The 21,505-nt window shown below is 38.5% G+C and carries 13 protein-coding genes; 5 read left to right on the top strand and 8 right to left on the bottom strand.

Going from position 1 to position 21,505, the window contains the following annotated elements; translation table 11 throughout:
• Window positions 1–27: 27 nt before the first annotated feature.
• The gene (sprA, locus tag HEQ28_RS05960) at window positions 28–7,542 is read left to right on the top strand and encodes a T9SS outer membrane translocon Sov/SprA (protein WP_434504232.1); all 7,515 of its coding nucleotides are present in this window, start codon (window positions 28–30) and stop codon (window positions 7,540–7,542) included.
• Between the two features lie 45 nt (window positions 7,543–7,587).
• On the opposite strand, the gene nadB is transcribed toward sprA, so the two are convergent.
• On the bottom strand, window positions 7,588–9,186 hold the full coding sequence (nadB, locus tag HEQ28_RS05955; protein WP_434504231.1) for an L-aspartate oxidase: 1,599 nt from the start codon (window positions 9,184–9,186) through the stop codon (window positions 7,588–7,590).
• 248 nt (window positions 9,187–9,434) lie between these two features.
• On the opposite strand from nadB, the gene HEQ28_RS05950 reads away from it, so the two are divergent.
• The 3 genes from HEQ28_RS05950 to HEQ28_RS05940 are packed head-to-tail and all read left to right on the top strand — an operon-like array spanning window position 9,435 to window position 12,143.
• Window positions 9,435–9,692 carry a hypothetical protein gene (locus HEQ28_RS05950; protein WP_434504230.1) on the top strand — a complete coding sequence of 86 codons (258 nt, stop codon included), beginning with the start codon at window positions 9,435–9,437 and terminating at the stop codon, window positions 9,690–9,692.
• Entirely contained in the window at window positions 9,689–10,954 is a 1,266-nt protein-coding gene (dacB, locus tag HEQ28_RS05945; protein WP_434504229.1) for a D-alanyl-D-alanine carboxypeptidase/D-alanyl-D-alanine endopeptidase, read from the top strand. The genes HEQ28_RS05950 and dacB overlap by 4 nt, the downstream gene beginning before the upstream one ends.
• 10 nt (window positions 10,955–10,964) lie before the next feature.
• Complete coding sequence (locus tag HEQ28_RS05940; protein WP_434504228.1) at window positions 10,965–12,143, top strand: mechanosensitive ion channel family protein; 1,179 nt, start codon at window positions 10,965–10,967, stop codon at window positions 12,141–12,143.
• Here HEQ28_RS05940 and HEQ28_RS05935 read toward each other — a convergent pair.
• Entirely contained in the window at window positions 12,127–12,522 is a 396-nt protein-coding gene (locus tag HEQ28_RS05935) for a hypothetical protein (RefSeq protein WP_434504227.1), read from the bottom strand. The genes HEQ28_RS05940 and HEQ28_RS05935 overlap by 17 nt on opposite strands.
• A 71-nt stretch (window positions 12,523–12,593) precedes the next feature.
• Window positions 12,594–14,798 carry a helix-turn-helix domain-containing protein gene (locus HEQ28_RS05930; protein WP_434504226.1) on the bottom strand — a complete coding sequence of 735 codons (2,205 nt, stop codon included), beginning with the start codon at window positions 14,796–14,798 and terminating at the stop codon, window positions 12,594–12,596.
• A 251-nt stretch (window positions 14,799–15,049) separates the two neighbouring features.
• On the opposite strand from HEQ28_RS05930, the gene trxA reads away from it, so the two are divergent.
• Window positions 15,050–15,364 (top strand): thioredoxin, encoded by a 315-nt coding sequence (trxA, locus tag HEQ28_RS05925; RefSeq protein ID WP_207154585.1) that lies wholly within the window; start codon window positions 15,050–15,052, stop codon window positions 15,362–15,364.
• A 59-nt stretch (window positions 15,365–15,423) separates the two neighbouring features.
• On the opposite strand, the gene tsaE is transcribed toward trxA, so the two are convergent.
• The 5 genes from tsaE to HEQ28_RS05900 are packed head-to-tail and all read right to left on the bottom strand — an operon-like array spanning window position 15,424 to window position 21,501.
• The gene (gene tsaE / locus HEQ28_RS05920; RefSeq protein WP_018462622.1) at window positions 15,424–15,834 is read right to left on the bottom strand and encodes a tRNA (adenosine(37)-N6)-threonylcarbamoyltransferase complex ATPase subunit type 1 TsaE; all 411 of its coding nucleotides are present in this window, start codon (window positions 15,832–15,834) and stop codon (window positions 15,424–15,426) included.
• Between the two features lie 17 nt (window positions 15,835–15,851).
• On the bottom strand, window positions 15,852–17,405 hold the full coding sequence (locus tag HEQ28_RS05915; RefSeq protein ID WP_434504225.1) for a T9SS response regulator signal transducer PorX: 1,554 nt from the start codon (window positions 17,403–17,405) through the stop codon (window positions 15,852–15,854).
• Between the two features lie 3 nt (window positions 17,406–17,408).
• Complete coding sequence (locus HEQ28_RS05910; RefSeq protein ID WP_434504224.1) at window positions 17,409–20,312, bottom strand: type IX secretion system periplasmic lipoprotein PorW/SprE; 2,904 nt, start codon at window positions 20,310–20,312, stop codon at window positions 17,409–17,411.
• Window positions 20,309–21,094 carry a metal ABC transporter permease gene (locus tag HEQ28_RS05905; protein ID WP_434504223.1) on the bottom strand — a complete coding sequence of 262 codons (786 nt, stop codon included), beginning with the start codon at window positions 21,092–21,094 and terminating at the stop codon, window positions 20,309–20,311. The genes HEQ28_RS05910 and HEQ28_RS05905 overlap by 4 nt, the downstream gene beginning before the upstream one ends.
• A gap of 14 nt (window positions 21,095–21,108) precedes the next feature.
• Window positions 21,109–21,501, bottom strand: coding sequence for a hypothetical protein (locus HEQ28_RS05900; RefSeq protein WP_434504222.1), 393 nt, complete (start codon window positions 21,499–21,501; stop codon window positions 21,109–21,111).
• Between the last annotated feature and the right edge of the window lie 4 nt (window positions 21,502–21,505).

Raw genomic sequence — 21,505 nt, 5'->3', positions numbered from 1 at the left:
TTTCAGTGTGGATGATATTCTTTGTTAATGAAAACAAGACATGGATTTTTTTGTATGATTGTAGTTATGCTTGCGCTTTTTGGCGTAAGCTATTCAATCGCCATGCCTTATATTCAGGACGACACAAAGAAACAAAATAATTCAGCAGACACTACTAAAAACACCAGATTGTCAGGCGTTGATGATGACTCTGTCAAGACTGGTAGAAAAGCATTGTGGAGGGTGCAGCGCACTTTGCCAATTACATGGCATGACCTTGATAGCAGTAGTCTTGACTTGAAGACACCCTTTAACCTAAGACAAAACATACAGTATAACGATACGCTTGACGAATACGTTTTTGGTAAGAAAATGGGAGGAACTTACCTCAGTGCTCCAGTAATGATGACGAGAAGTGAATACAATGACTGGAGCGAAAAACAAGAGATGCATGCATTCTTCCGAAAAAAGAATAATGAGATATATAAGGCTAAAGGGAAGGATCAGTTTGATTTTAGTGACATGCACTTCGACTTGGGACCTGCAGAAAAAATTTTCGGAGCTGGAGGGGTGAGGATTAAGACACAAGGAACAGCTGAACTGAGATTCGGAGCTACAAAGAAGAAGGTTGATAACCCTGCCCTTACAATAAACAGAAGGAACACAACAACGATGAACTTCGACGAGAAGATTAATCTGAATGTGAATGGAAAGGTTGGTGACAAGGTGAACCTGAACCTGAATTATAATACTGATGCTACTTTTAATTACGATGCTCAAAATCTTAAGCTTAAATATGAGGGAAAGGAAGATGAGATAGTTAAACTTGTAGAGGCAGGCAACGTGTCGTTTCCTTCTAATTCTTCGCTTGTGAGTGGGGCAACATCATTGTTCGGAGTAAGAACTGATCTGCAATTTGGCAAACTGAAGATGCAGCTTGTCGCATCACAGAAAAAAAGTTCATCAAAAAGCGTATCAAGTAAGGGTGGGGTACAACTCACGCCTTTTGATATAGATGTATCCAACTATGAAGAAAACCGTCACTTCTTTCTTTCTCAGTATTTCAGAAAGAAGTATGCTTCGGGGATGAAGACCCTACCTAATCTGACAACAGGAGTAAATATCAACCGTGTGGAGATATGGGTTACAAATAAGACTGGAGCGACAAGCAACACTCGAAATATTGTGGCATTGACCGATCTTGGTGAGAACATAAGTGTTTCAAATAAATCATTGTGGAATACGACTGGAAAGAATGTTCCTGCAAACGATGCCAATACCGAATACTCTACATTGGTAAGCTCTTTGGTTTCGGCGAGAGATATTGACCAGACATCAACAGTGCTTGATGCTGGAGGACTTGTAGGAGGTACGGATTATGAGAAACTGGAGAATGCACGACTGTTGAGTTCTTCAGAATATAGCGTTAATTCAGCTTTAGGATATGTGAGTCTTAACACAGGAATAAACACTGATCAGGTTGTGGCTGTTGCTTATGAATATACCTATGGTGGAGTTACATATCAAGTTGGTGAATTTGCTAGTGACCGCACAGATGTGAATGAGGCTTTGTTTGTGAAGTCGCTCAAGAATACGAGTAACAGTCCTTCTCAGGGAAACTGGGCATTGATGATGAAGAACGTTTATAAGCTTGGCGACACGATAGAGAAGACAAAGTTTAGACTTGACGTGAAATATCAGAGCGACACAACAGGAGTATATCTTAGTTATATTCCAGAAAGTCAGGTGAAAAGCACTCCTATAATCAAACTTTTAGGCGCAGACCGACTAGACAATAACAATAGGGCGCAGAGCAATGGATATTTTGATTATGTTCAAGGCTACACAGTAAACAATGGGCGTGTATTTTTTCCAGAACCAGAACCTTTTGGAAAGGATTTATACGATATTTTAATTAGCAAAGGCGTTGCTGCGAATGTGGCTCAGAAATACGCATTCACAGAACTTTACGACAGTACAAAGACTACAGCAAAGCAGATAGCCGAAAAAGACAAGTTTAATCTTGTTGGACAGTTCAAAGGATCGTCTGCCAACGTGATATCGTTGGGTGCATTCAATATTCCGAATGGGTCGGTAGTTGTAACAGCAGGAGGAGTGAAACTTACCGAAGGAACAGACTACAGTGTGGACTACAGTGCTGGAGAGGTAACGATATTAAATCAAAGTATCATTGATGCAGGTACAGCGGTAAATGTGTCGCTGGAGAGTAACAATGACTATGGCATGCAGCGCAAGACAATGCTTGGAATGAATTGGGAGTACGACTTCTCTCGTGAGTTCCAATTAAGCGGAACATTACAGCATTTGTCGGAACAATCACTTACCAACAAGGTCACAATGGGCTCTGAACCACTTAATAACACTTTGTGGGGACTGAACATTAACTGGAAAAAAGAGAGCCAATGGCTGACAGATATGCTCGACAAACTACCGTTTCTGCATCTCACCCAGCCATCACAGATATCTTTTACTGGAGAGTTTGCTCAGCTTATAGCCGGAAATAATCACGGTACACAGGATAACGCTTCATATCTTGATGATTTTGAGAATACTACCAATAAGATTGATGTTTCTACACCAACTTCATGGATTATATCAAGTGTACCTTCGATGTTTCCGGAATACAATGATAAGAAAACTCTGGCTAGTGGATATAATCGCTCGCTTATGGCATGGTATGATATAGATCCACTATTTACACGCCGAACCAGTTCGCTAACTCCTTCACATATAAAGAGCGACTTGGAACAGTTGTCAAATCATTATGTGCGCGAGGTTCCTACAAGAGAGCTATATCCAAATAAGGATATAAGTAATTATAATGGAACATTGTCTACACTAAATGTTCTAAACTTAGCATATTATCCAAATTTACGTGGACCATATAACTTCAATACAAACATTAACTTTGACGGCACATTAAACAATCCAGAACAACATTGGGGAGGAATGATGCGCAAACTTGATACAAATGATTTTGAACAGGCTAACATAGAGTACGTGGAGTTCTGGCTTCTGGACCCTTTTATCTATACAAACAAAAAAGCAGATGCATCTGATTACGGTGGTGATTTTTATATTAACTTGGGTGAGGTCTCTGAAGATGTATTGCGTGATGGAAAGAAATTCTATGAAAGCGGAATGCCTGTTGATGGTTCTGCCAGTTATACCACTACACAATGGGGAAAAATTCCAACTAGAAATGCTGTAACCTACGCTTTTGCTACAACGAGCGGTGCAAGGGCATTACAGGATGTTGGATTTAACGGATTGAATGATGCTGAGGAACGAAGTTTTCAGTCATATCAGAGCTTTTTGTCATCTATACAAGGAAAGGTGAGCGCAGCCGTTTGGGATTCTATATACAACGACCCCGCAAATGACGATTACCATTATTTCAGAGGAAGTGACTATGACAGAAAGGAAACCAGTATTCTAGACAGATACAAGTATATTAACAACCCTCAGGGAAACTCACCTGATAGTAATTCAAGTTCAGAGAACTATGACACATCATACAAGACTACGCCTGATGTAGAAGACATAAATCAGGACTATACACTGAACGAATATGAAAAGTATTACCAGTATCATGTGTCTATGAGGCCAGAGGATATGGTTGTGGGTAATAACTATATTGTAGATAAGCGTGAGGCTAGTGCCAGTCTAAGAAATGGAAAAACAGAAAACGTGACATGGTATCAGTTCCGTATTCCACTTAGTGAATACCAAAAGCGGGTCGGTTCTATTTCTGGTTTTACTAGTATAAGGTTTATGAGAATGTTTCTCGCTGGTTTCAAGCACCCTATCGTACTGCGTTTCGGAAGCCTTAATCTCGTGCGTGGTGAATGGCGACAATATGAACAGAATCTGGACAACGCTGGCAGTTCGGGAACATCGACTGTAAGTTCGGTAAGCATAGAAGAAAATGGAGATAAGACTCCTGTAAACTATGTGTTGCCTCCAGGTATAAGCCGTGAACAGGATCCTACTCAACCACAGCTTGTGGAAAGTAATGAACAGGCATTGAACGTTACTGTAGATAATCTGTCAAACGGAGAGTCTAAAGCTGTTTACAAGAATACGACTATAGACTTGAGACAATACAAAAAGTTACAGATGTTTGTGCATGCAAACGCATTACAGCAGAACAATACTAACCTTACAGATGGGCAGCTGGCTGTGTTTATTCGTTTAGGTTCTGATTACAAGAATAATTATTATGAATATCAGATACCGCTTAAACTAACCCCGGCAGGAATATATAAGAACAATTCTACCATAGATCGCATTGCAGTATGGCCTGAAAGCAATATGCTTGATATTCCGCTATCTATTTTCACTGACATAAAGAAGAAAAGAAATATAGCAAAGGCAGAGGGAAGAGCTAATTTCAATAGAGTGTTCACTGATTATGACAATGATAAACCCGCCAATAAGGTATCGGTTATGGGAAATCCAACATTGGGGGAGGTGAAGACAATGATTATCGGTGTGAGAAATCTATCAGCAGACAATAAAAGTGGTGAGGTGTGGGTAAACGAACTGCGACTTAAAGATTATAACAATAAAGGCGGATGGGCTGCTAATGGTAATCTGAATGTGCAGTTATCAGACTTGGGTAATGTTAATGTTCAAGGAAAATATGTAAGTGACGGATTTGGTGGACTTGAAGATGGAGTGATGCAGCGCTCACAGGAAGACTTCTCAACATACAGTGTTACTACTAATGTAGAACTAGGTAAATTCTTTCCTGATAAAGCTAAGGTGACTGCTCCCTTGTACTATTCTGTAACAAAAGAAAAAAATAAGCCAAGATATAATCCGCTTGACACCGATATGAAACTTGATGACGCATTGGGATCGGCTGCAACGAAATTAGAAAGGGATAGCATTGAAAATATTGCTGTAAAGAAGACTGTTAACACAAACTTTTCTCTTTCAAATGTGCGTGTCGGAATACAGACAAAGCAGCATCCTATGCCTTATGATCCAGCTAACTTCTCGTTCTCTTACAGTCATTCTCATACTCATACTAGCGGAGAGACAACTGTATATGAAAATGAAGATAACTGGCGTGGGGCAATGAACTACAGTTGGACTCCTGTGTATAGGACTTGGGAACCTTTCAGAGATTTGAAGAGCCGATCAAAATGGATTGACATATTCAAAAAGATGGGAATAAACTGGTTGCCACAGAATATAGCTTTCAACAGTGAAATGACACGTAACTACTATGAACTTCAGGAACGAGACATGGAGAGTACCGAAAATTCGTCTATTCCGGTAACGTTCAGTGAACAGTTCCTTTGGAATCGTGATTTCACGCTGAGATGGGATTTGACACGAAATATCCACATGACTTTTCAAAGTGCTACAAGGGCACAGATTGAAGAACCCTATACTCCAATAAACAAGGAACTATATGCTGATAATTATCAGGCTTGGAAAGACTCTGTGTGGACAAGCATAAAGCACATGGGTACTCCGCTTGACTATCAGCAGAACTTTACTTTGTCATATCAGTTGCCATTGAATCTAATCCCTGTTTTCGATTGGGTAATGTCTGATGCGCAATATTCTGCAAATTATACTTGGGTGAGAGGTACTAAACTTGATGATGGAACAAGTTTAGGAAATACGATAACGAATAATCGTAACCTGAATATAAATGGTACGTTTAATATGGAAAAACTGTATAATCACATTCCGTTCTTAAAAAGTGCCAATGAACGTTTCGACAGAACATCTGTACCTTTCAGTAGAGTTAGTATGAAACCTAGAAATGCGTCGGGGGGAATGAATAAGAATAATGGTGACGACAAAACAAAGAAAGCTCTTCCAAAAAACAAGAATAGTTTTGAAAGTGAGATAACGATTCTCCCTGATACTGCAACAGTAGTTACTCATGGTAAGAAGAGCAAGAGAATAGTTGTTACAGCAAGAACACGCGACGGGCATAGTTATAAACTAAAATACAAAAAGATAGATAATAACAGAATACGGATAATAAATAAGGTTGATTCTGCTTTGCACCTGAAGATAACTGTTACCACAAAGATGCCACTCGAAAATAATAAATGGTATAGAACAGCACAGAGTATTGCTCGGGTTATGATGATGGTGCGCAACGTAAGCATCAGCTATCGCAATCAGTATTCGATGTCATTGCCGGGATTTATGCCAAATGTAGGTGACGCATTCGGACAGAATCGTGGAAATGGATTGCTTTCTCCCGGACTTGATTTCGCATTCGGACTTACAGGAGATTCTTATGTAAATAAGTCTTATGAACGTGGTTGGCTGTTGCAGAATGACTCTGTCGCTACGCCGGCAACAAGTAACATAACGGAGGACTTGCAGTTAAGGGCGACTTTGGAACCTTTGAAAGATTTAAAGATTGACCTTAATGCAACTCGCATCTCAACAAAGGCCCGCAGTATACAGTATATGTATGCTGGAATGCCAACAACTCAAAGCGGAACTTTCGCAATGACAACAATATCAATAGGTAGTTCTTTTGAGGGAATAGGAAATGCCAATAATGGATACCATAGCAATACATTTGATAAATTCTGTGGATTACTTGATGCATTCCGCAGTCGTGTGGAAGCGCAATATGCAAGTGCTGTTTATCCCAAAAACACTTCATTGGCAGGGAAGGTATTCGATGTAAAGAATGGTACTGTTAATAAATATAGCGCAGATGTTATGGTGCCGGCTTTTATATCAGCTTATACTAGTATGGGCGGTAACAGTCTGGAACTATTTCCTTCATTGGCTAGGCTTCTACCAAACTGGACGTTGAGATATGGAGGATTGGTAAGACTACCATGGTTCAGAGATGTGTTCAAGAGTTTCAATATCAATCATTCATACAAAAGTATTTATACAGTAGGTTCCTATTCTTCATATAGTACTTTTGCCGAGTATATGAATGGACTTGGATTTATTACTGATACCGAAACTGGTAATCCTACCCCAAGTAGTATGTTTAATGTGTCTACTGTGAGTATCAATGAGGCTTTCTCTCCATTGTTAGGAATAGATATGACATTCAACAATAATCTTACTGCAAAGTTGGAATATCGCACTGTAAGGAGTGTGAGCCTTAGTATGACAAGTGTTCAGGTGAACGAGGCTTTGAGCAAGGACTGGGTAATAGGACTTGGATATAAGATTAGTGATTTCAGTCTATTTGGAACGAACTCGCATAGAGTTGTTTCAAATAAGAAGGATAAGAATGGGGAAACAACAAATAGCAGACGTGGTGGATTAAATCATGATCTTAATCTTCGTCTTGATATAAGTTATCGTAATCAGGCTGCGATAACGAGAGATATTGCAAGCATGATGAGTAATGCAAGCAGTGGCAATACCGCATTTAAACTTAGTTTTGCAGCTGACTATACCTTGTCAAGGATGCTCACTATGAGTTTCTATTACGATCATCAAAGTAACACTCCATTGTTGAGTAGTAGCAGCTATCCTACAATTACACGTGATTTCGGATTGAGTATAAAATTCAGTTTGACAAGATAAAAATAAAGCCAGCCAAATCATTGGCAGGCTTTATTCGTACTATAATTATTTTTCTTTTTTCTTGTCGTATGCGTGTACAGGATAGTCAACAGTATAATGAAGTCCTCGACTTTCTTTACGCTCAATAGCCATTCTGGTTATAAGGTAACCTGTATTAATCATGTTGCGCAGTTCGCATAAGTCCTTGCTTATCTTTACGCGTTTGAATAAAGCCTCTGTCTCTTCGTATATCAGATCAAGACGATCCCATGCACGCTTCAGTCGTAAGTCACTTCTTACAATTCCCACGTAGTTGCTCATGATTTGTCCAACCTCTTTCACACTCTGCGTGATAAGCACATGTTCCTCGTTGGTAAGAGTTCCATCATCATTCCATTCTGGGACCTTGTCATTGAAGATGAAGTCATCAACATGATCGATGCTGTGCTTTGCTGCAGAGTCTGCATAAACAACGGCTTCGATAAGCGAGTTGCTAGCAAGACGGTTGCCACCGTGAAGACCTGTGCATGAACACTCGCCAAGAGCATACAACCCTTCGATATTGCTGCACCCATTGAGGTCTACCTTTATACCTCCACACATATAATGTGCTGCAGGACGCACTGGAATCATCTCCTTTGTAATGTCAATTCCTATGCTAAGGCATTTTGCGTATATGTTTGGAAAATGATGTTTTGTCTCTTCTGCATCTTTATGTGTTACGTCAAGGCAAACATGATCAAAACCGTGCATCTTCATTTCCTTATCTATTGCTCGTGCAACAATGTCACGTGGTGCAAGGCTTAGCCGCTTGTCGTATTTCTCCATGAAAGTTTCTCCTGTAGGCAATTTCAGTATGCCTCCATATCCACGCATTGCCTCAGTGATGAGAAATGCTGGATGAGTCTCTCCAGGGTGATATAGTGATGTTGGATGGAATTGTACAAACTCCATGTCGGCAACTGTTCCCTTAGCACGATAAACCATAGCCTCTCCGTCACCGGTAGCAATGACAGGGTTAGTAGTTGTTTGGTAGACAGCTCCGCAGCCACCAGTACACATTACTGTAACTTTGCTGAGATAAGTGTCAACCTTCTGCGTTTCAGGGTTTAAAACGTATGCGCCATAGCAGTTTATGTATGGTGTTCGTCTTGTTACTCTTGCTCCAAGATGATGCTGTGTTATTATTTCTACAGCAAAGTGATTTTCTTTGATAATAATGTCAGGATTGCTTCTTACTGCATCCATTAATGCACGTTGTATTTCAGCGCCTGTATCGTCTGCGTGGTGAAGAATTCTGAATTCAGAATGCCCACCTTCACGGTGAAGGTCAAAGCGACCGTCTTGCATCTTGTCAAAGTTTGTACCCCATTCAACAAGTTCCTTGATTTGTTCTGGAGCCTTAGTAACCACTTGCTTTACTGCATTGTAGTCGCTGATGTAGTCTCCTGCAATCATTGTATCCTGAATGTGTTTGTCAAAGTTGTCTATTTCCAGGTTGGTTACCGAGGCAACGCCTCCTTGTGCAAATGATGTGTTCGCCTCGTCAAGGGAAGATTTGCAGATCATGCACACTTTACCTTTATGCGCCCTGGCAACTTTAAGGGCGTAGCTCATACCGGCAATACCACTGCCGATAATAAGAAAATCGTATTTATAAACCATTTTTGCTTATAAGCTTTTTAGCTATTTGGTTGCAAAAATACTAAAAATATGTGTATTTTTCTTCATCTATGCTATCTTTTTATTAATTTTGCAAACAATATATTATTAATAATGTAATGAATCGTATCTTTCACCAGCGTTTCACGTTAACTTCCAAGTGTGCAATATCTCTGTTTACACTGTTAGCATTTTATTTTTTATGGAATAAGATAGCTCTACCTGCACTTTTGGTTGTGATAGTGATTGTCATGATGTTAGAGCGTGTGCTACATACTACCTACACCTTTCTTCTTGATGAAAACGGGGTGCAGCAACTTGTGATTTATCGTGGTAGGTTTTCCAAGTCCGTATCTATAAGGGTAGGGGATATTGTGAAGGTTACACGAATGAAAGCTGTTTTCGGACTTAGTTGTTATCTGCTTATGCAATACGGTGCATGTCATCTTATTAGTTTGCAGCCCGACGAAGAAGAACTGTTTATGGCTGAGTTAAACAAAAGACAATGAAACATTTAAGATATTTATTTCTTCTTTTAGTAGTTTTTACCTTGCCAACCTTTGCGCAGGTTGAATTGGAAAATATAGAGGATGACGATGACAGTAACGTTGCTGACTCTGCAATGGTTGACACGCTGCAAAATGACAGCGTCGCCTTGCCTTGGCCTCAGGGTATACAGCACAAATTGAGTAGACTTGCAAACAGCGTTATGTTTAAGACTTCACAATTAGGAATGATGGTGTATGATCTTGATGCAGACAGTACTATATTCTGTTTCAACGAAAAACAGCTTATGCGTCCTGCAAGCACAATGAAACTTATCACTGCAATCACAGCAATAGATAAGCTTGGTGGAGATTATCAGTTTAAGACTGAACTTTGCTATACAGGAAAGGTAGAGAATCATACTCTTAAAGGAAATATATATTGTGTTGGAGGTTTTGATCCTCGTTTCAATAGTGATGACCTTAATGCTTTTGTTGAGGCTATTCAGAAGATGGGAGTTGACACAATTATCGGAACGTTGTATGCCGATAAGAGCATGAAAGATGATAAGCAGTTTGGTGAAGGCTGGTGTTGGGACGACGACAATAATGTGCTGAGTCCGCTTATCATCAGTCGCAAGGATATATTTATGGGGCGCTTTCTGGAAGAACTCCGAAAACGCAAAATAGTTGTTAATGATGCTACTATTGACGATGGCAGAAGGCCTGCTGATGCGTATTGCATCGTGAATCGCTTCCACACAATCGACCAGATTTTGATGAGGATGTTGAAGGAAAGCGATAATTTGTATGCAGAGGCTATGTATTATCAGATAGCCGCAAGCACGGGAAATCATCCAGCTTCAGCAAAGAGTGCACGTGCAGTAGAGAGAAGACTTGTTGAGAAAATAGGTTTGATCCCTTCGCAATATAAGTTTGCTGATGGTTCAGGACTTTCATTATACAATTATGTGAGTCCGGAATTGGAAGTAAAGATGCTGCGCTATGCATACGAAAATGATAATATATATAACCATCTTAATCAGGCATTACCAATAGCTGGTGTTGACGGTACTCTTAAAAAACGTATGAAAGGTGGTTTCGCCAGTGGAAATGTAAGAGCTAAGACAGGAACAGTAACGGGAATAAGTAGTTTGGCTGGATATTGTAAGTCTGCAAACGGTCATACGCTTTGTTTCTCAATAATAAATCAGGGACTCATTCACGGCAGAAACGGAAGAGCCTTTCAAGATCGTGTCTGCACCGTGTTGTGTTCACCTAATTAATTGAAATGATATGGAGGAAATAAGAGTTTTTGTTGAAAATGTTATTGAACTGATGGGAGTCACAGGACCGTCTGTTCATGTTTTGAGACATATACTTCTTGTGCTTTTTGCTATATTATTTGCATGGCTTATAGGTGTTATATGTCATAAAATAATGGTTCCTCTGTTGCTTAAATTAACTAAGCATACTGATGTTAAATGGGACGACGTGATTTTTAATGAGCAAGTATTGCGAAGTGCTTGCAATATTATACCAGCTATAATTATATGGATTTTGCTGCCACTAATATTCTATCAATTTCATGTTGTTAGAGAGGTGTTAGAACGTATAACTGCTATATATATCACTGTGATGTCTGCACGTACGGCATTTGTTTTTGTAGACAGTTTTAATAATCTTGACACTGGAGCGCAACGTTCAAGCACACAACAGTATTTGAAGTCATTTTGTGGTGTGCTGAAAATATTATTGTTGTTTATTGCTACAGTGGTAGTATTTGCAATTGCCATTAATAGAAGTCCTCTTGCTTTGTTTGCGGGACTTGGAGCAACTAGTGCTATACTTATGTTAGTATTTAAGGATACGATAGCCGGACTTGTTGCTGGAGTACGCCTTACAAGTAATGATATGCTTCATTGCGGAGATTGGATAACAGTTCCTTCTGCAGGTGCTGACGGAATAGTTGAGGAGATGACTCTTACAACAGTAAAGATACGTAATTTCGATAATTCTATAGTAACAGTAAGTCCCATTGCTTTGGTTGATGGTTCGTTCACAAATTGGATTGGAATGCAGAATTCTGCAGGTAGACGCGTAACTAAAAAGGCTTATTTTGATTTTAACAGTATAGGTCTGCTTACTCCAGATGTGAAAAAGAACATCATAGACCGAGGATATTTCAAGGCTGAAGAATTGAATGATGATGATATAAACATCAGCCTTTACAGAAAATACATGGAAAATTTTATAGCTTCCAGAAAAGAAGTGAATAAGAATATGAGCTATGTTGTGCGTCAATTGGACTCATCGCAAGGCGGATTACCTTTGGAGTTTTATTTTTTCCTGATAAACAAAGACAGCAAACTCTATGAGCATGATTGTGCTAAAATAATGGATAGTGCCTATGCTATTGCTCGTGAATTCGGTCTTGTTATATTCCAGTCGCAGAATGTTATTTCACTTCGGTAACTGATGTAACGATAGAATCACCAGTAGGTAAGTGATGGAAACCTATTCTGACAACGTGTCCGAAATCTGCGTTTCCTGTTACTTTCAGATGCTTGCCTTTGTAATATGTAGCAGTATCTCTTTTGCTTGGGTATGAAACAAGTTGCAGATTGTGCTTTGTACTGCCATCTCCAACGAAGAAAATATCTATACTGTCCTTGATATTTTTGATGTTTGTAGTATCATTCTTTGATTTGGCGGCGTGTGCACTTGTGTCAACAGGTTCAAATACAGTGGCGGCAACAGTATCACCAGGATTGTCGCTTGGAGCCATCTTGCATGATGTAGAAACAGTCATTGCGGCGATGCATGATATAACAAAAATAAATATCTTCTTCATAATAGAGTGCAAATATAACCAAAAAATATGAATGTATCAAAATCATTATGGATAATTAATCACATAATTTATTAACTTGAAGCTTTGGCTATCATAGCCTTTTCTGCAAAAATCATTCTTATTTCTCCATAGTCTACGTCTTCTGGACAAATATCTTTTATTACCTTCATGCCTTGTGAAGTGCCTAACTTGTTTACAGCTTTGTTTATTATATCGTATTTTTCTTTACCAATAATGTCTGGAGTTTTTAGATCACCAGTCTCAACGTAATGTGCCAGGTGACCGAATATAGTCCCAAGTGTGAAATCTCTTTCCTTAGCAATCTCTTTTGGAGAGAATCCATTTTTATACATAGTCAATGTGAGTTCCTTCGTATTTTCTTTCTTGACTTTTGGCTTTGGAGTTTCTTCTTTATCGCTGTAGTCTTTTTTCCTTCTACGTGTAGTTACTGCGAGTGGATTTATCTCTTCTATAGCGTTAAGAAAAGCAGTTTGTCGGTTTCTCAAATAACTTTCACTACTAAATCCGTTGTCTATAGTCATCTCAAGGATATTTTTCTTAGAAAGATATGCCAGCTTAAGTTCTGGATACGTACTATCAAGTCTTTTTGCTCCTTGCTTGTTATCAGTTTTAGCAGCAGCTGTTTGGTCGAGTAACGGCTGTATATAAGTCTTTAAAGTCTTGTTGAAGTAACAAGCACTTTTTACTACACGTTCAAGAAATGCCTCTTCTGTGAGTTCTTCGTATGGCGTACGAATTATCGTATTTATCCATTTACGTGATACAGCGTCTATTTTTTCCTGTAAAGATTTAAATGTAGCTTTGTGAAGTATTGTAAGTTTTGGATAAGAGTGCAGAAATTCAATAACGGTACGGCAGAGATTATCTTCAGCCATAATGATATCATTGAATGTAAATAGTTCAACCAGTTGTTGCTTGTAATAGTTTTGTTTCTGAAGTTCAAGGCTGTCTATATTTTGCTTTGCAGCCTCTTCTTGTATGCTAATGTAAGAATCAACTCGTTCATCGTTTATTATAGCATGATTGTCAATCTTTGATGCTAGTACCATTCCTTCAAGAGTCTTGCAGCGACTGAGAGCTACATAGACTTGTCCTGAAGCGAAAGATGCTCCGGCATCAATAATTGCATGCTCGAATGTCAATCCTTGACTCTTGTGTATCGTTATAGCCCACGCAAGTCTCAGAGGATATTGCTTGAATACTCCCTGAACATCTGGCTCTATTTCCTTAGTTTCCTTGTTTATTACGTATTTGGTGTTTTCCCATTCTTGTGGTTGCACTTCAATATCATTTTCTTCCCCGCTGCATCTTACCTTTATACAGTCATCGGATATACTCGTGATACGTCCTATCTTACCGTTGTAATAAAGATGGTCAATGGACGTGTCGTTTTTTACAAACATCACCTGTGCATCTTCTTTTAGCAAAAGAGTCTCATTTGTTGGGTAGCTGTATTCAGGAAAGTTACCTTTTATATCGGCTTTGAATGTATATTCTTCAGTTTTTAGTTTGGCTAATTCTGAATCGTTATATCTATCGGCTATAGCATTGTGTGTAGTTAGCCTTATATATCCATCTTTATTATCTGTATGAAATTCGGGATTGAACCTTGAGTTAAGAATGTTTATATCCTCTTCAGAAGGCTTTCCGCTTCTAATGCTATTTAGTAAGTCTAGAAATTTTGCGTCTTGCTGTCGGTAAACTTTCTGCAGTTCTATTGTTACATAGTTAATTTGTTGCAGAGCGTGACTTCCAAAGAAATAAGGAGTATTATAATGTGGGCGCAATATCTTAGCATCATCGTCTGTTACGACAGGAGTCAATTGTTGAAGATCGCCCATCATAAGCAGTTGAACTCCCCCAAACGGTTTACTTGCGTCCTTGTATCTTCGCAATACAGAGTCAATGGCATCAAGTAAATCACTTCTAACCATACTTATTTCATCTATGATAAGCAAATCCAAAGTCTTTACAATGTTTCTCTTTTCCTTAGAGAAATCAAACTTTTCCTTGAATGTTGTGTTTGGTACGTATGGTGAGAATGGGAGTTGGAAAAATGAGTGTATTGTAACTCCGTGTGCATTTATTGCTGCCACACCTGTAGGAGCGACAACAACAATACGTTTGCAGCTCTTGTCGGTAATACTTCTTAAAAATGTAGTTTTTCCTGTTCCTGCTTTACCTGTAAGGAATATACTGGTACTAGTATGTTCAATGAATTCCCATGCTAGTTCCAGTTCGTTGTTAGTTTCCATTTTGCCTAAATATAAATCTACCTACAAAGATACACCAAACGAGTGGAAAGGCAAAATAAAACTTGTTTTAATTTTGTCTTTCCCTAGTGCCGTCAATCTTCAAGGCATGTTATTTGGTAGTGTATATGAAAGATGAAACAGATAATAAAATAGTAATATTTGCAGATATTCTTGTTATAACGTTTGCTTGTGTAAAATCAAATGGTTATATTTGCAGTGAAATTATGATATAATAAATAACGAGTATAAAAATGGAAGTAACAATTACAAACGAAAATTTTGAGAGTTATAAGAATGGTGAATTGCCATTAGTAGTTGATTTTTGGGCTACTTGGTGCGCTCCTTGTAGAATGATTGCTCCAATCATCGCTGAACTTGCTGAAGAGTATGATGGAAAGGTCGTTGTTGGTAAATGTGATGTTGAGGAAGCTGACGATATTGCAAGTGAATTTGGCATACGCAACATCCCTACAATATTGTTCTTAAAGAATGGTGAAGTTGTAGATAAGTTTGTCGGCGCAGCTAGTAAAGCAAAAATAGAAGAGAAGTTTAAAGCTCTTTTATAAAAATATAAAAGGCAGAAATGCTAGTGATTGTTATCGCTGCACTTCTGCCTTTAACGTTTCTAGAACTCTACTAGTCTAGTTCCGTCTTCCTGTTCTGTAATAGTTACCTTTGTAACATCTTCAGGAAGAATATCCTCAATGAGTTCTGGCCATTCCAACAGACATAGATTTCCACCGTAGAAATAATCTTCGTATCCCATATCATACACTTCTTCTAACTTCTTTATTCTATAGAAGTCGAAATGGTATATAGGGGTATCATTGTCAGCGGTGTATTCGTTGACGATAGCAAAAGTAGGAGATGTTATTACATCGTTAACTCCTAACTCTTCACAGATAGCTTTGATAAAAGTTGTCTTTCCAGCTCCCATCTTTCCGTAGAAAGCGAAAACCTTTCCCGTTCCCATGTTTGCAATAAATTCCTTTGCAGCAACATGAATGTTGTCTAATGAATCGATTTTTATTTTCATAATCTATATAATTATAATTATTCTTTTTTTCTTCTTGTCATTGATATTAATGGAATAAGCATTTCTTCCATTGATATTCCGCCATGCTGAAACGTATTTTTATAATATGTCGCGTAGTAATTGTAATTGTTTGGATACGCAAAGAATGAGTCTCCTGTAGCGAATACATACGACGTGCTTATGTTTGGTGAAGGCAGATTTGCTTTATGAGGGTCTTTTATCTCAAATACTTGACGTGAATCATAGTTGAGATTCTTGCCAAGTTTATATCTAAGATTTGTATTTGTATTTTTGTCACCTATAATCTTTATCGGCTTGTTTGCTCTTATGCTGCCGTGATCAGTGGTGATAATAACTTTATAGTCTTTATGAGAAAGCAAACTGAATAGTTCGGCAATGCCAGAATGCCTTAGCCAGCTTTGTGTTATACTGCGGTATGCACTCTCATTGTTGGCAAGTTCTCTAACCATCTTTGATTCAGTTCTTGCGTGTGACAGCATGTCGATGAAATTTATCACAACAACATTTAGATCATATTTCTCAAGTTCACCAAATCGTTCAATCAGTTTGTCAATGGTTTGTGAGTCGTTAATTTTGTGATAACTGAAAGTTTCGTGGCGTCTGTATCTATCAAACTGAGTCTGAATCAATGCCTCCTCGTTCACGTTCTTTCCTTCGTCTTCATCTTCATCTACCCACAGATCTGGATACATCTTCTGTATGTCGTAGGGCATTAACCCACTGAAAATAGCATTCCTAGCATATTGCGTAGCTGTTGGAAGAATACTCATATACATATTCTCCTTTATTTCGAATAAGTTACTAATCTCGTTGGCAAGTATTTTCCAATGATCATAACGTAGGTTATCTATTACAATACAGAATACTTTTTCATTATTGTCAAGTGACGGAAATATGTTAGTTTTGAATATATCATTGCTCATTAAAGGACGTTCTTTTGCATTTTCCATCCATTGCATATAGTTCTTTTGGATGTATTTAGCAAAAGCATTATTAGCTTCTTCCTTTTGCATTTGTAGCATTTCAAGCATATTACTGTCGGCATTGCTAAGTTCTAGTTCCCATTTCGTGAGCAGACGGTATATTTCAGTCCAATCATCAAAAGAGTTGCAATCGTCAATTGATATCGAAATCTTGTTAAATTCCTCACGATAGCCACTTTGTGTTACTTCTGTTACTAGTTCACGCTTGTGTATATTCTTCTTCAGTGCGATAAGTATCTGACTTGGATTTACAGGCTTAATAAGATAGTCGGCAATCTTTCTACCAATAGCTTGATTCATAATATCCTCTTCCTCGCTTTTAGTAACCATAACGATAGGAGTGGTCGGCTGTATATCCTTAATACGTTGTAGTGTTTCAAGTCCGGTAAGTCCAGGCATCATCTCATCAAGAAGAATAAGGTCAAAGGTGGTGTTTCTACAAAGTTCAATAGCATCTTCGCCATTGCTTATTGTAGTAACATCATACTCCCTTTTTTCAAGAAAGATTATGTGGGCACGAAGAAGATCTATTTCATCGTCAACCCAAAGTAGTTTACCGTTACTCATATCTTAAAATCCTTCTAAATCGTAATATTCATCTTCCAAGTCGAATGTCTTTTCTTCTGTTTTCTTCTCGGTTGCTTTCTTGTCTACACTCTTTTCTGCTTTTGGCAAAGGCATTGTTTCTTCTTCATTCCCTGTTGTTACAATATTAGCCGGTTCTATAAGCAGGTTAGAAGTCGTAGTCTTTATCGGAGCGAAATGCTTATTATAGAATTTTTCGTAATCTTCGTAACTGAATTGATTACCAAGCAGAGGTAGATTCTGTTTACTTATGATAATAGGTCTAGCTTTTTTTGCCAGATTTATTACTGCTGTCTGCCTGTGCAGTTCTCTTGCATATTGCAATGCTTCGTCATAATTTAGAAATCCCTTGATAACCATTCTGTGAATGTCATCAATATTTTCTATCTGTATATCGAAATTCCTCACCATGTAACTGGTGAAATTGTATTTCGCTATCTCGAACAGTAACTGATTCTCATTAACAGAATCAGGGTTGTATACCAACATATATACAAAGTCGATATTACTGTCTGAATTAAACTTTTGTGTCTTTATTGAATCACTGTCGTTGAGTATTTCAGTACGTCTGCTCCAAACATCACCAATATCAAACTTACCGCCATGTAGTTTCCTTCCTGCTTTAACACCGTTGATAATCATACCAGCCATTTGACTCAGTGCGCTTTCTGGGAAATTCTTCACAAGCGTATTCATATCGTTAAGGCATCCTTTCTGATTACCATTGTTCAACTTGTTCAGTCCACCAATAAATAGAAACTTGTCACGGTTTGCACCAGACGGGAATCTGTGTTCTGAAATATATGTATTACCGTCAACTTCTGTATATCTTCCAGCTTTAAAAGCATCGTATGTGGCTGCATAAATAGAGTCTTCAATATGCTCGCCCCATTTTGCGTTTTCCTTGTATAGGGGATCACTCAGCAATGTTGTCCATTTGCTTTGTGGGGATCCTCTTTTGAGCTTCTCGATATAACTGTCGGCAATGTCCATCTTATTTTCACGTGCGTATAGCAAATATAGATGATAGTAAACATTGTCCATATCCTTATATTTTGGATAATTGTCTTCTATTCTTCTTAAAGCCTTTTCGCCAAGAACAAGATTGTCAAGTTTATCCTTGAAAATGACTCCACTATTGTATAGTGCATTCATTAGGATATTGTCGCTTTCATCAAGTTTCTCTTTATTAAGTGGTAGCTGCTTGATGTAGTATTCACGCTTATGTGGATTTGCCTCAGCGCTATCATTAATGATAGTGCGAACACTATCATTGATTTCGCTTTGTATTGTAGAATTTTGCGATATTTCATTTATTCCTGCGACAACAGTCTTGTTTATTCGTTGCCAGTTATCCACATTATCACGTTTACCCCATGTGCGAGTAAATGTTTCCTTGCCTCTAGCAACAGTCATTGGATTATAGAAATACCAAGTAGTTGTATTTTTTCCGTCAACAGAGTTATTTTGCATTGCAAACTCTGTCTTCATTGATATAATATCAGCACCAGCATTTCCTGTATTTGTCTGTAGCTGTGCATTCAGCTCTTTCTTTTCCTTTTTCTTTAGTGCAATGATCATTTTATCAATAATCACGTTACGACTGCTTTCGTTCATCCTCGCAAGTCGTTGTAAAGAGTCTTGAAGTTCTACAGCATCAGTGAAAGGAACCAGTTCCTCTAGCACCTTCTGTCTGTCGGTCAGCTGTTGGTAGTCTTTTCTTTCTTTATCTAGTAATCCAATTGCTACGTCGTAGCATCCTTTGGCCTTTCCGAATTGTTCTTTAGTCCAATAAAGATTACCAAGTTTCAACAATAACACTCCTTTTTCTATTCCGTTTCTTATTGCCTTTTCTTTTCCTTGTTCGTAAGCGGCAATAGCATTCGTTGTATCTTTTTTTGCTAGATATATATTACCAATGGCATAATATATCTGCTCTTGATAATCCTTATTGTTATCAGATGTAGCCATTCTTTTCAGTTTGGCAATCATCTGTTTTTGCTTTCCTCCAGCCATCACTTCTGTCATGCCAACTCTTGCATTGAGTGTGAGTTGGTAGGGCGGGTTAAGTCTTATTACGTGTCTATATGCATTGTAAGCATTTTCCTTGTTTCCCAATTCCTCAAACAACTGTCCCATGAGAAACCATTCACGAGCTCTCTGCTTACGTCTCATTTCGTGACTTATAACCTTTCTCAAATATGGAATTGCCTTTCCGTAGTTTCCATTATGTATATAATAGTCGGCATAAGTGTAGTCCCATTCCTTTTGTGCCCGCCAATGTATAGAGTCACGTTGAATATTACGTATCACGTCTTCGGCATCGTATAGCCAGTCTTCTTCTATATAGCATTTTGCCAGCCATGCTCTTGCCTTTCCGTATATAGCTGGTTGGTTTGAATATAGTCTACTCATGTAGGCGAAAGTTGCAGCTGCTTCACTAAAGTCTCCCTTATAGAATTGAGCACGTCCCATGAGTAACCATGCTTTCCATAAGAAAGGATTGTATTCCCTTCTGCTTAACCACTCTATATCCTGTTGAGTCTTTTTCTTGTTAGGATTCCATTCGGGGCGTCGCTTTATACTGTACAGTTTAATCGCCTTTTTACATTTTTCAATAGCTTTGTCAAAATTTGAACCTCCTAGTTGTCTGCTTGCTTTATTTCCTACAGTGTAAAGAGGAATCTTCTCTGTAAAGTTATCCCTATTTCCGTTTTCTTTTTCAAGAGAACCGTCAATATATGCCACAGAACCATTGTAATAAGTATTGTATCTTGCATGGAAGGCATGCCACCATCTAGACTTAGCTGTATTTTGCTGAGTCGAACATCCGTAGATAGACGTAATGCTAATCAGTGCGGCCAGGATGTATATGGCATTATGCTTCATTTAAGTTTGGCTATGGCATATATTATGATACTGATAAATATGATAGAAGCTCCAGATGGTACGTTCAGCCAATAGCTTATACCTAGTCCCAGAATACAGTCAATCCAGCCGATTCCTATACTAAGAAGAGCCATTTTCTTAAAATTATAAGTAAATACATTGGCTGTCATCTGTGGAATTGTAAGAAGACTTATTGCAAGTACTATTCCAACCATTCTAAGTGTAGACACTATAGCCATCGCGATAAGTGCCATCATCATATATTCGATGAATTTTACGTGTAGCCCTTGTGACATTGCAAATGTGGAATCAAAAGCCACGCTTTGTATTTCACGATACATAAAAGTAAATATTGCAATTACAACGATTGCTAGTATGGCAAGAATCCATAAGTCGGCATAGCCAATGGTTAGAATACTTCCGAACAGAAAAGAAGGTAGGTCTGGCATAAATCCAGGAGTGAGGAAACAACAAATTATACCAATGCTCATTCCAAAGGTCCAGAACACAGCTATTGCAGAATCTTCTCTTACATTGCCTCTTCGTGACATCCATTCTACACCGAATGCACTTAGTGTTGCGAAAACCATTGCTGATAGTATTGGATTTATACCAAGTAGCACACCAAGTCCTATACCGCCGAAAGAAGCGTGTGTGATACCTCCGCTGATAAATACCAGTCGGCGTGTAACAATGTATGTACCGATAATTCCGCAAACAATGCTTGCCAATATCGAACCAAGCAATGCATTCTGGAAAAAAGTATAATGTAGTATATCCAATTTATCTTTATATTTTATTGTTGTTCTTCTGCTAGAGCAATATATTCATCCTTTATCTGGTCTGGCATGTTTATGCCCCGAAGTATGAGACTGCGGTTCCAGCCTTTAACTTCATCCTGTTTCATCGTCAGCATTACTTCAGAGAACTCGTCAGCTTCCTCATTGGTATATTCGTTAGATAGACGTCCTTTGAATCTGTCGAGTTCTTCATCGTCGTAATATTCCACCTCTTTTGTGGCAGCTTCCATCATACATTCCTGCTCACACATGTCATTATCACCGTTGCAGGTATAACAAGTCTGCTTTGTTATAACAGGCTTGTCGCGTCCTTCTTCGTTTTTTGAGAGGAGCGTTACAAGGGCTGTTATAATGCCAAGCGCCAGTATCGGGATAATTAGGTATATCATGTCG

Origin of the sequence: Prevotella sp. (assembly GCF_051059605.1) — a bacterium.
Taxonomy (GTDB): domain Bacteria; phylum Bacteroidota; class Bacteroidia; order Bacteroidales; family Bacteroidaceae; genus Prevotella.
Note: the sequence above shows the minus strand (reverse complement) of the source record. Positions and strands in the feature narration are given on the sequence as shown.